Source organism: Janthinobacterium algoris, from assembly GCF_051380935.1.
Taxonomy (GTDB): Bacteria; Pseudomonadota; Gammaproteobacteria; order Burkholderiales; family Burkholderiaceae_D; genus Janthinobacterium.
Genome location: NZ_JBNYXZ010000002.1, coordinates 383,812 through 397,440 on the forward strand (window position 1 = coordinate 383,812; position 13,629 = coordinate 397,440).

Annotated in this window: 12 protein-coding genes; 8 read left to right on the plus strand and 4 right to left on the minus strand. The window is 60.3% G+C overall.

The window, feature by feature from the left end:
• Positions 1-5 precede the first annotated feature (5 nt).
• Together ACQ4W7_RS04630 and ACQ4W7_RS04635 are read left to right on the plus strand one after the other, a co-directional pair.
• Positions 6-980, plus strand: a complete 975-nt coding sequence (locus tag ACQ4W7_RS04630; protein WP_426073668.1) for a thymidylate synthase — start codon at positions 6-8, stop codon at positions 978-980.
• Positions 980-2,038: an SMI1/KNR4 family protein gene (locus ACQ4W7_RS04635; protein WP_436528795.1), complete on the plus strand. Its 1,059-nt coding sequence runs from the start codon at positions 980-982 to the stop codon at positions 2,036-2,038. The genes ACQ4W7_RS04630 and ACQ4W7_RS04635 overlap by 1 nt, the downstream gene beginning before the upstream one ends.
• Here ACQ4W7_RS04635 and ACQ4W7_RS04640 read toward each other — a convergent pair.
• Complete coding sequence (locus tag ACQ4W7_RS04640) at positions 2,035-4,320, minus strand: TonB-dependent receptor domain-containing protein (protein ID WP_436528797.1); 2,286 nt, start codon at positions 4,318-4,320, stop codon at positions 2,035-2,037. The genes ACQ4W7_RS04635 and ACQ4W7_RS04640 overlap by 4 nt on opposite strands.
• Before the next feature lie 257 nt (positions 4,321-4,577).
• On the opposite strand from ACQ4W7_RS04640, the gene ACQ4W7_RS04645 reads away from it, so the two are divergent.
• From ACQ4W7_RS04645 to ACQ4W7_RS04655, 3 genes are read left to right on the plus strand one after another with little or no spacing between them, the layout of a single operon-like run.
• Positions 4,578-5,123: a hypothetical protein gene (locus ACQ4W7_RS04645; RefSeq protein ID WP_426073671.1), complete on the plus strand. Its 546-nt coding sequence runs from the start codon at positions 4,578-4,580 to the stop codon at positions 5,121-5,123.
• 10 nt (positions 5,124-5,133) lie between these two features.
• Positions 5,134-5,424: a winged helix-turn-helix domain-containing protein gene (locus ACQ4W7_RS04650; RefSeq protein WP_426073672.1), complete on the plus strand. Its 291-nt coding sequence runs from the start codon at positions 5,134-5,136 to the stop codon at positions 5,422-5,424.
• Between the two features lie 20 nt (positions 5,425-5,444).
• Positions 5,445-5,864: a DUF2141 domain-containing protein gene (locus ACQ4W7_RS04655; protein ID WP_436528800.1), complete on the plus strand. Its 420-nt coding sequence runs from the start codon at positions 5,445-5,447 to the stop codon at positions 5,862-5,864.
• 13 nt (positions 5,865-5,877) lie between these two features.
• Here the strand turns inward: ACQ4W7_RS04655 and ACQ4W7_RS04660 are convergent, their stop codons facing one another.
• The 3 genes from ACQ4W7_RS04660 to ACQ4W7_RS04670 all read right to left on the minus strand — a co-directional run bounded on the left by ACQ4W7_RS04660 (position 5,878) and on the right by ACQ4W7_RS04670 (position 9,183).
• Positions 5,878-7,221, minus strand: coding sequence for a VWA domain-containing protein (locus ACQ4W7_RS04660; protein WP_436528802.1), 1,344 nt, complete (start codon positions 7,219-7,221; stop codon positions 5,878-5,880).
• 9 nt (positions 7,222-7,230) lie between these two features.
• Positions 7,231-8,484: a TerD family protein gene (locus ACQ4W7_RS04665; RefSeq protein WP_436528804.1), complete on the minus strand. Its 1,254-nt coding sequence runs from the start codon at positions 8,482-8,484 to the stop codon at positions 7,231-7,233.
• A 123-nt stretch (positions 8,485-8,607) separates the two neighbouring features.
• Positions 8,608-9,183, minus strand: a complete 576-nt coding sequence (locus tag ACQ4W7_RS04670) for a TerD family protein (protein ID WP_426073675.1) — start codon at positions 9,181-9,183, stop codon at positions 8,608-8,610.
• Positions 9,184-9,390: 207 nt separating this feature from the next.
• Between ACQ4W7_RS04670 and ACQ4W7_RS04675 the strand changes: the two genes are divergently transcribed.
• From ACQ4W7_RS04675 to ACQ4W7_RS04685, 3 genes are all read left to right on the plus strand, one after another.
• A complete protein-coding gene (locus ACQ4W7_RS04675) occupies positions 9,391-10,200 on the plus strand; it encodes an alpha/beta fold hydrolase (RefSeq protein WP_436528806.1) in 810 nt (269 codons plus the stop codon).
• Positions 10,197-10,682, plus strand: coding sequence for a dihydrofolate reductase (locus ACQ4W7_RS04680; RefSeq protein WP_436528808.1), 486 nt, complete (start codon positions 10,197-10,199; stop codon positions 10,680-10,682). Before ACQ4W7_RS04675 ends, ACQ4W7_RS04680 begins: the two co-directional genes overlap by 4 nt.
• A 239-nt stretch (positions 10,683-10,921) precedes the next feature.
• Complete coding sequence (locus ACQ4W7_RS04685; protein WP_426073678.1) at positions 10,922-13,186, plus strand: Orn/Lys/Arg family decarboxylase; 2,265 nt, start codon at positions 10,922-10,924, stop codon at positions 13,184-13,186.
• Positions 13,187-13,629 lie beyond the last annotated feature (443 nt).

Here is a 13,629-nt window from a genome sequence, read left to right on the forward strand (position 1 = left end):
AATACATGCAGCAATATCAAGATTTGATCAAGACCGTGCTCGAAACAGGCAGCTGGCAAGACAACCGCACGGGCATCCGTACCCTGAGCGTGCCCGGCGCCATGATGCGTTTCGACTTGGCCAACGGCAACTTCCCTGCCGTGACAACCAAGAAACTGGCTTTCAAATCCGTGATCGGTGAATTGTGCGCCTTCCTGCGCGCCTCGCGCAACGCGGCCGAGTTCCGCGCGCTGGGCTGCAAGGTATGGGACCAGAACGCCAACGAAAATGCGCAATGGCTGGCCAACCCCTACCGCGAAGGCGAGGATGACCTGGGCCCCGTGTATGGCGTGCAATGGCGGCAATGGCCCGCATATAAACTGCTAGCCGCCGACCAGCCGGCGCAGATTGCTGACGCGCAAGCCAACGGTTTCACGCTGGTTGCCCCCATCGTTGAAGACGGTGTGCAAAAAGTCTTGCTGTACAAGGCGGTCGACCAGTTGCGCGAGTGCCTCGACACCATCATGCATAACCCGGGCAGCCGCCGCATCCTGTTCCACGGCTGGAACCCGGCCGTGCTGGACGCCGTCGCCCTGCCCGCCTGCCATTTGCTGTATCAGTTCATCCCGAACGCCAGCACGCGCGAAATTTCCCTGTGTTTATATGTGCGCAGCAACGATATCGGCCTGGGCACGCCCTTCAACATCGCCGAAGGCGCGGCCCTGCTGCACCTGGTGGCGCGCCTGACGGGCTACACGCCGCGCTGGTTCACCTACTTCATCGGCGACGCGCACATCTATGAAAACCACCTCGAGATGGTGGAAGAACAATTGAAGCGCACGCCCTTCCCCGCACCGCGTTTCGTCATTTCCGACCGCGTGCCCGACTACGCCAAGACGGGCAAGTACGAGCCGGAATGGCTGGAAAAGATCGAACCGTCGGATTTCTCGCTGGAAGGCTATGAACATCACGCGCCCATCAAGGCCGCGATGGCCGTCTGATGGCGGTCGCACCACTGGCCGCCCTGCACCGCAAGCTGTTTGACGAAACGGATGGCAGTAAGTTTTCCCGGCTAAAAGACCGGCTGCTGAAAAATCATGCTGCCAACGAGCGGCAAGCCGTGCTCGCCATTCTGATCGCCTACGCCAGGGAAGGCCAACTGCTGCACTGGCGCGCCTTCCTGATGAGCGATATCGTGCAGTTGGCGGAAGCCGATGAGCATACGGCATTTTTTGCATGGGCATTGGAGCAACCCGAAATGACGTACCGGGCCATCGACTGCATGCTGAAAAGCATAGGCAAGGCGGCCTATGCGCCACTGGTGGCCCTGGCCGCTGCCGACACCAGCCCGCTGAATGTGCGGGCCAAGGCCATCAAGAGCCTGGCCGTCTTCAGCCGCCAGCCTTTCGATGCGGGTTTGCCCTACGATCCCGGCCACTGGAAGGCAGAGCAATTACGGCTGGCCGATGTGCTGGCCTGGCAGCGCGATGGCAACCCGGATGGCGCAGGCCATGCGGCGCCCATTACGCATGCGGCGCTCGATGATCCGCGCACGCCACTGGAAAAAGCCGCGGCCAGGCTGGAGAATAAGCTGGCAGCCAGACGCAAGAAGGAGCAGGAGCAGGAGCAGGAGCAGGACCTGGCGCAGCCATCGAACTGGCTGGCCATCGCCAGCGCCGACGACATGGCCGGCATCGCGCAGCGCTGGACCTTGCCGGAGCACTACCGGCGCTTTCTGGCTTGCCATTCGCCGCTGCGGGTGTTTATCGACAGTCCACAGTATTTCCAGGGTTTAAGCCTGTACGGCGCGGCCGAACTGGCCAAGGCCCAACACGGTTACGCCTGGAATCCCGTCAGCGGTGCAACCATCGCCGGCTGGCCGGAACAGTATCTGGTGATCGCCGATGCGGGCGCCGATCCGTATTGCCTGGACCTCGGCGACGTCACCGATGGCGACGCCCCCGTGTATCATGCCGAACATGGCATGGGCGCATGGCGCTTCGAGCGCCATGCGGACGGTTTCATCGACTTCCTGAACGAGATCGCGACAGCGGCCTAGCCTGGCTCGCCTCCCAGCCCGCCCGGGCCGGGGCCGCCTGGACCACCTGGCCCGCGTCCGCCCGGCGGACCGAAGCGTGGCTCGCGCTCGCCCTCTTTCGCCGCCGAGGTGGCGCCGCCCAGGCGGTACGATAGACCCACATAAATCATGCGTCCATCGAAGCGCCGCGTGCTCGTCTCGCGCAGGGAAGCGCTATTGATGACGGTTTCCATCTTGTTGCTGCTGAACACATCGGTCACATTCATGACCAGGCTCAATTGCGGCGTCACCGTGTGGCGCCAACTCATGTTCAAGGTATTGTTCGGCGAGCGGTAGCCCTGTCCCGACAGCATCTTGCCTTGCATTTGCAGCGCCAGTTGCAGCTGGTTGGCCGCATCAAACTGGTAGTTCAAGCGCGCGCGGCCGCTCAGGGCATTCGCCGTGCGCGTGCTGCGGTTGCCCAGGTCGTCCGAGCTGGTCTGCTGGCTGCGCGCCAGGTTGCCGCTCGTATTCAGGGTCAAGGATGGCGTCAGCTTGCCGCTGACGCTGAACTCCAGGCCGCTAGAATGGCTGCCTGCGCCGTTTTCGCGCGTGGTCAGCAACACGTTATCGCTGATGAAATAACGGTAATCGACGATGGCGTCCGTATCGCGTCGGTGATAGGCGCGCAAGCTGCTTTCCAGGCCCGCGATCTTCGTTTCATAACCGATCTCGAACGAGTCCGTCTGCGTGGGTTTCAGCTTGGGATTGCCGGCCGACACATTGAATTCGTCGCGGTAGACTACATAAGGGTTCAGGTCGCCCGCGCTCGGGCGGCGGATGCGGTGCGCATAGCTGAAGCGCACATTGCTCTCGTCGCTGACCTTATACGTGGCGAACAGGCTGGGAATGTAGTTGACGTAATTGTTGCCCGCCTCGATGCCGCCCGTGATCTGGCGCACGTTCACATCCGTGTACTCGGCGCGCAAACCGGCCAATGCGCCCCAGCGCTCGGTCAAACGCATCTGGTAGGAACCGTACAGCGCGATGGTGCGCTCGTCGAGTTCGAAACGGTTGCTGCGCATGGGGTTGACGCTCTCGACCAGACTGCCCGGATTGATGTCCGTGTACAGGGTGTCGAAGCTGCTCTGGTTATCGGCCACCTTATAGCCCAGCTTGGCCGTGCCGCCCGCCAGCGGACGCTCGTAATCGCCGCTGAAGTCGATGATGCGGTTGCCCGTCTCGCTGTGCTGGCGCGCACGGCTGTCGAAGGCATTCACGGGCGCAATCGCATAAGTATTCGCGTAATCGCTGTCGCTCTCGTTGCTCGAGGAGGACACGCGCAGGTCGATCTTCAGGGTTTCGCCCGGCAATTCTCCCTTGTGGTCGTAGCGCGCGCCCCAGCTGCCATTGCGGCTGTCGCCATTGCGCACGGTGCTGCGCACATAGTCGACTATGGTGCTGCCCGTGCTGTCACCATTGATGTAGCGGTCGAGCGAGCGCTGGTCGTTGCTGCGGCCGTTATACGACACGCTGGCGGCCAGGGTATCGTTGGCGTTCAGGTTGTAATTCACGGTGCCGTGCAAGCCCAGCGAGTCATTCAAGCCATTGCTGCTGGACTGCTGGCTGCTGGGAGCGAAAGCACCAGTGCCGCGCTCCAGGCGCTCGCGGCTGACCTCGCCCACGGAATTGCGGCCATCGTGGCGCACATTGATGCCGCCTTGGTAGCCCCAGGGCCCTTCGTTGTAGCTGCCTGAGACGGCACTGTTATAGCGCCCGGCGATGCCCGCATTCGCATTCACGGTGGCAAAGCCGCCCGGCTTGCGGTTGCGCCGCATGACCAGGTTCAAGATCGGGCCGCCACCGGCTTCGTTGCCGAACTGGGCGCCGGGATTGTTGATCACTTCCACCGATTCGATATCGTCGGCCGCCATGGCGTTCAGAGTGGCGCCGCGCGAATCGCCCTGCAGCATGGCCGATGGCTTGCCATCGATCAATATCTGCACATTGCTGCTGCCGCGCAAGGACACGGAACCGTCGGGATCGACGGCCACCGACGGCACATTGTTCAAGGCATCGGCCGCCGTGCCATTGCTGCTGCCCACGTCGGACTTCACGTCGTAGACTTGCCGGTCGATGCGGCCCGTGGGACGTTCGGCCGTGACGCTGACGGATGGCGGCGCATCGACGGCGGGCGCCTTGGCCGATACTGGTGCTGGTGCGGGCTTGACGACGGCGTCGCCGGTGACAGTTTGCGCCTGGACAGCGGTGCCGGCAAGCAGCAGGCTGCTACCCGCCAGGCAATGAAAAAAGAGTTTATGCATTTGGCTAAAAAATAATCGAGACGCTACGGATGAGGCACTACGCCGCGGCGTGAGGGCATATGTCAGGGCACAGTGAAAGCATGCCACGACTCCCTTGAGCAAAGCAAATGCGAACCATTGTTATTTACTTCAATTTACAAATCTCTTGCACTTGTGGTCGTACAGCCTCATACGCTTGAGGGCAAAACAAAACGCTTGACGAAAAAATATCTCGCATATAGAGTACTCTGCATTACAGAGTCAACCAAGAGAACAAGATGCTGAACCCGCAACAAGTCCAACAATCCCTGCAGGAAGTGGAGCAAACCCAGACGCGCAGTGAACAATATTTGCGCTATTGGCGCTCAGGAGTCATTGTCCAGTTGTGGGGCGTGGTCTGGTTCTGCGCCTATCTGGGCAGCTATCTGGCACCGGCACACAGCGGATATTGCTGGCTGATTGCCGATGCGCTGGGCATGCTCGGTACGGCGTATCTGCTGAGCCGGCAAAAAACCGCCAGCCAGCCGGACGACCGGCGCATCTGGCTGGCCATGGCCATCCTCGTCGCCTTCGGCATCATGGTGTCGACTTTCATCGTGCACCGGCCCGGCGCCATCTCCGTGTTCTGGACCAGCTTGTTCATGCTCGTGTATATGCTGGCCGGCCTCTGGCATGGCCTGCGGTGGACGATATTGGGCGCCAGCATTTGCGTGCTGACTTTCATCGCCTACCATTTTCTCGCCCCCTGGTTTGATCTGGCCATGGCGCTGCTGGCGGGGGGCGGATTGCTGCTTGGCGGCACCTGGCTGCGCCGCGCTGCCTGAGGAGAACATCATGGCTGGCCTGGACGACATCATCCATCAGAGCACGCGCTTGCGCATCATGACTGCCCTGAATGTATTACAAGTAAATGAAAGCATCGAGTTCGTGCGCCTGAAAGCGCTGACCGAGGCAAGCGACGGCAATCTGGGGGCGCACCTGGACACACTGGCACGCGCAGGCTATGTGACGCTCGAAAAGCAGTTCGTTGGCAAGAAACCGCAAACCCGTATTCATGCCACTGCGCAAGGACGCGCCGCCTACCAGGCGCATGTCACTGAATTGCGCCGCTTGCTGTCCATATAAGATCAACCGAAGGAGGTAAAATGAAAAGTATCATACCTTGGTGCATCGCACTGCTGCTGCCAACCGCAGGACTGGCCTGCGCCGCCGACCTGCTCGTGACCGTCAACAATGTCCAGCCCGGTGCAGGCACAGTCAAAGCGGCCATTTACCATTCGGCCGCGCATTTCCTCTCGAACCCCCTGCAGCAGGCCACCGTGCCAGCCAACGGCAGCACCGTCCAGCTGCACTTGGATAAATTGCCTGCGGGCGAATACGCTGTCGCCGTCTTCCAGGACGTGAATGCGAATGGCAAGATGGACAGCAACTTTTTCAAGATTCCCAGCGAACCCACGGGCAGCAGCAACGACGCGCGTTCACTGATGGGTCCGCCCAGCTACGACAAGGCGCGCTTCTTGCTGCCAGAAGCAGGCACCACGATTACCATCAAGCTCAGCAACTAACATCGCAGAACGATCAGTTCAGCAAGCCCTGCCCCCGCGCCAGTTTCAGCCAGCCCGGATATTCCGTCATCAATAAATCATACAGTTCCGCATCGCTGTGCTCATCGGGCGAGCTGACGGAAAAGTAATTGGCGTTGTCGACCAGCCGGCCCTGCAATTCATCGAGTTTTTCCAGGAAGGGAAAGTCTGAATCGGCAAAGGCGGCGAGGAACTTGCTTTTCGATTTGCGTCCCTTACCGATGCCCATGAATTGCCAGAAGATGGGCTCGTTACTGGCCCAGCGCAACTGTTTTTCCGTTGTCGCCTGGTCGCTGGTCCCGCCATCGGTGACAAACATCACGTACACGGGCAGCTCGGCGGTGACGGGCCGCGTGCGCTCGCCGCCGGCCGCGTCGGGGAAGTAAAACGCGCGGATCGCCTGCATGGCGGCACCGTAGCGCGTGTCGCCTTCCAACGGGTGACGCATGATCGCTTGCCCCACATAAGTGTTGCAATTACTCAAGGCCATGGGCGCCGGATGGTGGACGTTTTTGCCGAACAGGAAAACATCGATTTCGCCATCGTCGTCGAACTTGCAGCCCAGGGCCAGGATGCGCTCGGCAAAGCGCTGCACCAGCCCCTCCTTGTACAGCCGTCCCATGGAGCCGGAAATATCCAGGCACAGACAGACCTTGGCACGGTGGTCAAGCAAGCCGACTTTTTGCAGCGACACGCCGGCCTGCTTGACCAGGCTGACCAGTTGCGGCGCCTCGCGTTCGACGCGCTTTTCCAGGTTGATCTTCGCCTGCTGGATTGCCGAAGCCGCCGGGGCCGCCGCAGGAGCGGCTGGCGCGGCCTGGTCGACTTCGCCGCCGAAATGCGCCACCAGCGCGTCCAGGCCGCCATTGAAACCCTGGCCCACGGCCATGCAGCGCCAGCCGCCATCCTTGCGGTAGAGTTCAAGCAGCATGACGGCTTTTTCTTGCGCAAAATCAGACCCGGAAAAAGGAAAGCGGGCCAGTTCGCGCCCGCCCGCCTGCAGGCGCACATGGCCGGATTGCAGCTGCGACATCACGCCATCGCCATCGATGGACCCCGTCACGACGAGGCGGTCGATATTGGCCGGCAAGCGCGCCAGTTGGAAGGCAAATGCGGCCATGTCGCCACCGCCGCCAGCACGCGCTTCCACGCCGCCGCACGGCGTGCGCGGCTGGTTGAAAAAGGTCATGTAGCGCTCGTCGGACAGTTTGCCGCTGGCGTCAAGCCCGAAGCACGCCACATCGAGCACCAATCCCTGCGCGGCGACGCCGATTTCCAGCACGCCATCGGGAACGAGATGGGCCAGCGGCAAGCGCTGACCCTTGTTCAAGGTTTCCATCCGTGTCTCCTAAGCGATATAGCGGCGCGGATTGTCCGCATTGAAATCATCTTCATCTTCCTTGTCCTCACCCTTGAAGACGACGGGACCGTTAAAGGCCAGCTGCAGGCTCTCGCCCTGCCAGCTCAGCCACGGCGTCGCTTCGCTGCCGGGCTCGGACGTCTTGCCGGACGGCTCCAGGATGATGCTATCGGGCGTGATGCGCGCCATGCCGATCACATAGGTGTAGACCGTGTCGTCCTCGGCCGCCTTGGACAGGCGGAAGTCAAACGCACACTCGACGATCTGCTCGCCATATTGCATGACCATTTTAGGCCGCATGGACGCCACGGAGACGGCGCCGTTGGCCAGCGCCGAATACACGCTGAAGAGCAGGCCCACCGTGCCGCCGTAATGTTGCGCCAGCGCAGGATTGACTTCCACCGTTTCCGTGGCCGGCTCCTTGCCCGCCGCGCCCGCCACATCGCCCAGGTGGCGCACATACGGCATGGCGTCGAAGCTGCCGGGCGTATCGGGCGCCTGGATGAAGCGCATCTGGCCATTCGGCAAAAGGATGCCGACCCGCAAATCGAGATCGTCGTTATCATCGTCGCCATCGCCGTTATCGAGCCAGGTGGCCTTGACGGTGAGTTTGCTCGGCGCGCCCGCGCCCTTTTCCAGCGACACCTTGTGCGTCTGGCCCGCCTTGGTCAGTGATATTTTCGACAAGCAAATCTTGGCTGACGGCACGGGTTCAGCGACCGCCTGCGCCACTTCGCCGCCGAAATGCGCGACCAGCGCGTCCAGGCCGCCATTGAAACCCTGGCCCACGGCCATGCAGCGCCAGCCGCCGTCCTTGCGGTAGAACTCGCCCAGCATGACGGCTTTTTCTTGCGCAAAATCAGACCCGGCAAATGTAAAGCGGGCCAGTTCGTATCCGCCGTCGAGCAAACGCAGGTAGCCGCTGCCCAGCTGCGCCATGGTGGCCGCGCCATCGATGGCGGCCGTGACGACCAGGCGTTCGATGGAGGCCGGCAAGCGCTCGAGCTGATAGCTGAAACCGGCCGCATCGCCGGGCGGCGCCGAGGTTTCCACGCCGCCGCATGGCGTGCGCGGCTGGTTAAAGAAAGTCATGTAGCGCTCGTCGGACAATTTACCGGTGGCATCGAGGCCGAAACAGGCGAAGTCCAGCGGCACGCCGGTACTGGCCAGACCCAGCTGCACAATATTGCCCGTGACGAAGCTGGACAGCGCCAGGCGCTGCCCCTTGATCAGGTTTTCCATGGAACTTCACGTGTGGGAGCTTCGGACAACGGCTCAGGGCAAGGCGCGTCGTCCGAAGACAGTACGAATAGTACAGAACGTGCATGGCGGCGCAACGCCGCCATGGGCCGTTTTCCGGAGCTCTTAAGCGTTAATACCAAACGAACGTGCCAGTGGGCCTAAGCCGCCTTTGAAGCCTTGGCCAATCGCCTTGAATTTCCATTCGCTGCCGGCGCGGTAGATTTCGCCGAAGATCATGGCCGCTTCCGTCGAGCCGTCTTCCGACAGGTCGTAGCGGGCGATTTCCGTGCCGTTGTCACCGTTCAGGCAGCGGATGTAGGCCTTGCCGACCATGCCGAAGTTCTGCTTGCGGTTTTCCGCGTCGTGGATCGTGACGGCCACGGAAATCTTGTCGATGTCGGCGGGCACGTTGGCCAAGTCGACGGCGATTTTTTCGTCATCGCCATCGCCACCGCCCGTGGTGTTGTCGCCCGCGTGGACGATGGAACCGTCAACCGACTTCAAATTGTTGTAAAAAATGAAATCGGCGTCGGAACGGGCCTTGCCGTCAGTTTTCAGCAGGAAGGCGCTGCCGTCCAGGTCGAAAGCGGCACCATCGGTGGCGCGCGGGTCCCAACCCAGGCCAATCACGATTTTCTTCAAGCCAGGAGCTTCCTTGCTCAGGTTGACATTGCCGCCTTTTTGCAAACTGATCGCCATGATAATTCCTCTTTATAATGTGGGGGGTTGCATTCGGTGTTCCAGGTCACGCCGCCGGTACCCCGGCTTGATGAGCCATGAGCCTACCATAAAGTTCTTGCTTGCCAGCCGCGCACTATTGAAAATAATGCCATACGGAAAATACCATGCTGCGGCCCGGATGCGCAAAATGACGGATAATGCCGCTCGACAAAAAAATTCACTAGCATGAGCGATACGACTCCTGGCTCGACCTTGCCTGAATGCACCACTGAAGGCACCACGCGCCTCGACTGCATTCCCGGCACCCTGTGCGATGCGCGCCTGTGGTCGCGCCTGGCGCCTGCCATGGGCGAGGCCTTTCATGTGCAGCACGTGCCCTTGCATCAGGCGCGCACGCGCGCGCAGATGCAATCGATGATTGCCAGCTGCAGCGCTCCGCAAGCCCATCTGGTGGGCTTCTCCCTGGGCGCCTACCTGGCGCTCGAACACGCGCTGGCGCACCCGCAGCGCGTAAAGTCTTTGACTTTGATCGCCAATTCAGCCCAAGGCTTGCTGCCGGCGGAAATCGCGGCACGCCAGCGCATCGTCGCCATGCTTGAGCGCAATGCGTATGCGGGCATCACGCGCCAGCGCCTGCGCGAACTGCTGCATCCATCGCACCTGGACGATGTCGCCATCACCGGACTGATCCAGCAGATGGGACTGGACCTGGGCAAGGACGTGCTGCTGGCGCAATTCATCACCACCATCAACCGCCCCGATCTGATGGCGCGCTTGCCGGAACTCGATTTTCCCGTACTGATCGTGGGCGCCGAAGACGACAAGCTCGTCAATCCTGACGATCTGCGCGCCATGGCAGCCCGCATGCCACAAGCCACCTTGCACTTACTAAAAGACAACACCGGCCACATGATTCCGCTGGAAGCACCAGGCGCGCTGGCGCAAGCCATGCGCGCGCATCTGGAGGCCATGGGCAATTTCAACGATAATGACGGGCATCGGGCCATGCCCCCACCACTTTCACAGAACCAATGAGCCATTTGACCATTATCGTCGCCACCGACCAGCAAGGCGGCATCGGCATCAACAACACCCTGCCGTGGAAATTGCCGGAAGACCTGGCGCACTTCAAGCGCCTGACGACGGGCCACCCCATCCTCATGGGCCGCAAGACCTTCGATTCCATCGGCCGTCCGCTGCCGAACCGCCGCAACATCGTCATCACGCGCAATGCCGACTGGCGCCATGAGGGCGTGGAAGCGGTGTCGTCGGTGGAAGCGGCCATCGCCCTGCTCGATGGTGCCGAAGGCTATGTCATCGGCGGCGCCGAGATCTACCGGCAAGCACTGCCATTGACGGCCCGTTTGATCATCACGGAAATCGGCCAGACGTTTGACTGCGATGCCTTTTTCCCCGCCGTTGACCATGCCGTGTGGCAAGAAACCGCGCGCGAAGCGCATGTATCGGAGAAATCCGGCCTGCCTTACGCCTTTGTCACGCTGCAACGCAAAGCCTGATAAGGTTGATATGGATTCGGACAGAATGTTGCTGTAATACCCCTGTCACACCGTTGCGTCACGCTAGCGCAAGCTCGTGACGCTTTGCTACGATATTTTTTTCCCGCAGACGCCGCATTTCTGCGAGAATCCCGTTCTTATTTTTTTTCTGCGGCTGCCGGGTTTCACGACCGCCTGAAGTCGCGCCCTAGTCCGCCCCTTCATTATGTCAGGGGCGGCTTGCTTTTTTGGAGACATGCATGAAATTTCGTTTCCCCATCGTCATCATTGACGAGGATTTCCGTTCTGAAAATACGTCCGGCCTGGGCATTCGCGCCCTTGCCGCCGCAATGGAAAAAGAAGGCATGGAAGTGCTGGGCGTGACCAGCTACGGCGATTTGTCGCAATTTGCCCAGCAGCAATCGCGCGCGTCGGCCTTCGTGCTGTCGATCGACGATGAAGAGTTCGGCGCCGGTTCCATCGAGGAAACGGACCACGCGCTCAAGTCCCTGCGCGCCTTCGTCGAGGAAATCCGCTACAAGAATGCCGACATCCCTATTTATCTGTACGGCGAAACACGCACTTCGCGCCATATCCCCAACGATATCCTGCGCGAACTGCACGGTTTCATCCACATGTTCGAAGATACGCCGGAATTCGTCGCGCGCCACATCATCCGCGAAGCGAAATCTTACCTGGACGGCCTGTCGCCGCCATTCTTCCGCGCGCTGGTGCACTACGCCAACGACGGTTCCTACTCGTGGCATTGCCCCGGCCACTCGGGCGGCGTGGCATTCCTGAAGTCGCCGATCGGCCAGATGTTCCACCAGTTCTTCGGTGAAAACATGCTGCGCGCCGACGTCTGCAATGCCGTCGAAGAACTGGGCCAGCTGCTCGACCATACAGGCCCTGTCGCCGCGTCCGAGCGCAATGCGGCGCGCATCTTCAATGCCGACCATTGCTATTTTGTCACCAATGGCACCTCGACCTCGAACAAGATGGTGTGGCATTCGACCGTGGCGCCGGGCGACATCGTCGTCGTCGACCGCAACTGCCACAAGTCGATCTTGCATTCGATCATCATGTGCGGCGCGATTCCCGTGTTTCTGATGCCGACGCGCAATCACCTGGGCATCATCGGTCCTATCCCGCTGCATGAATTCACGCCGGAAAGCATTGCCCGCAAGATTGAAGCGAATCCGTTCGCGCGCGAAGCGAAGAACAAGAAACCGCGCATCCTGACCATCACGCAATCGACCTACGATGGCGTGATCTACAACGTGGAAACCTTGCGCGAAATGCTGGACGGCAAGATCGACACCTTGCACTTCGATGAAGCATGGCTGCCGCACGCCACCTTCCACGATTTCTACAAGAATATGCACGCCATCGGCAAGGACCGTCCGCGCGCCAAGGAATCGATGATCTTCTCGACCCAGTCCACGCACAAATTGCTGGCCGGCCTGTCGCAGGCTTCGCAAATCCTCGTGCGCGAATCGGACACGGTCAAGCTGGACCAGGACGCCTTCAACGAGGCTTACCTGATGCACACCTCGACTTCGCCGCAATACTCGATCATCGCTTCGTGCGATGTGGCCGCGGCCATGATGGAAGCGCCGGGCGGCACCGCCCTGGTGGAAGAATCGATCATGGAAGCGCTTGATTTCCGCCGCGCCATGAAAAAAATCGACCAGGAGTGGGGCCAGGACTGGTGGTTCCAGGTGTGGGGTCCGGCCACCTTCAACGACGAAGGCATGGGCCAGCAGGAAGACTGGATGATACGCGCCGAGGATGACTGGCACGGCTTTGGCGACCTGGCTCCGGGCTTCAACATGCTCGACCCGATCAAGGCGACCATCGTCAACCCGGGCCTGTCGCTGGACGGCCAGTTCGGCGAAACGGGCATTCCCGCGTCCATCGTCACCAAATACCTGGCCGAGCACGGCGTCATCATTGAAAAATGCGGCCTGTACTCATTCTTCATCATGTTTACCATCGGCATCACCAAGGGCCGCTGGAATACCCTGTTGACGGCCTTGCAGCAGTTCAAGGACGACTACGACAAGAACCAGCCGATGTGGCGCATCCTGCCGGAATTCGCGGCGGCCAACCCACGCTATGAAAAAATGGGCTTGCGCGACCTGTGCCAGCAAATCCACGATTTCTACAAGGCTTACGACGTGGCCCGCCTGACGACGGAAATGTACCTGTCGGACATGATCCCGGCCATGAAGCCGTCGGACGCGTTCGCCAAAATGGCGCACCGTGAAATCGAGCGCGTGGCCATCGACGAACTGGAAGGGCGCATCACGTCCATCCTACTGACGCCGTATCCACCGGGCATTCCGCTCTTGATCCCGGGCGAGCGCTTCAACAAGACCATCGTCGACTACCTGCGCTTCGCGCGTGACTTCAACGAGCGCTTCCCCGGCTTCGAGACGGATGTGCATGGCCTCGTGAAACGCGAAGTCGATGGCAAGCGTGGTTACTTCGTCGACTGCGTCAAATTGGATGAGAACGTTTAAAAACGTCGCCCTTCCTTAGACAGTGGTCATGAACGCCGCCTGATGCAGATCAGGCGGCGTTTTTCATTTCAGACGGTTGCTCATGGCTGGCTCCGATGAAAGACGGAGGGCCCCATGCCTTCCTCACGCAAGGGCCATGCCGGCCAAGCGCAGGGCACGGACGGGGTAATGACGAACGGCGTTTCGCCGATAGCGTAAAAACCATCGTTTCCGGCGTAGCGCGTTTCCTTGTCAAGATAAGCTTTCAAACAAGCTTAATCGGCTGGAATGATTACGTCGCCTATCCGCCACAGTGCGCGTCATCAGTAAAAAATATTTTTCATTTTCAAATAACAAACTTCGCCCTACCTCACTATAAATAGCCTCAATAACACGCTAACGTCCATTAAAAATAAACGTAGTCAACATGCAAATACTTAATTGAAAACGGGATTTTGGTAAGC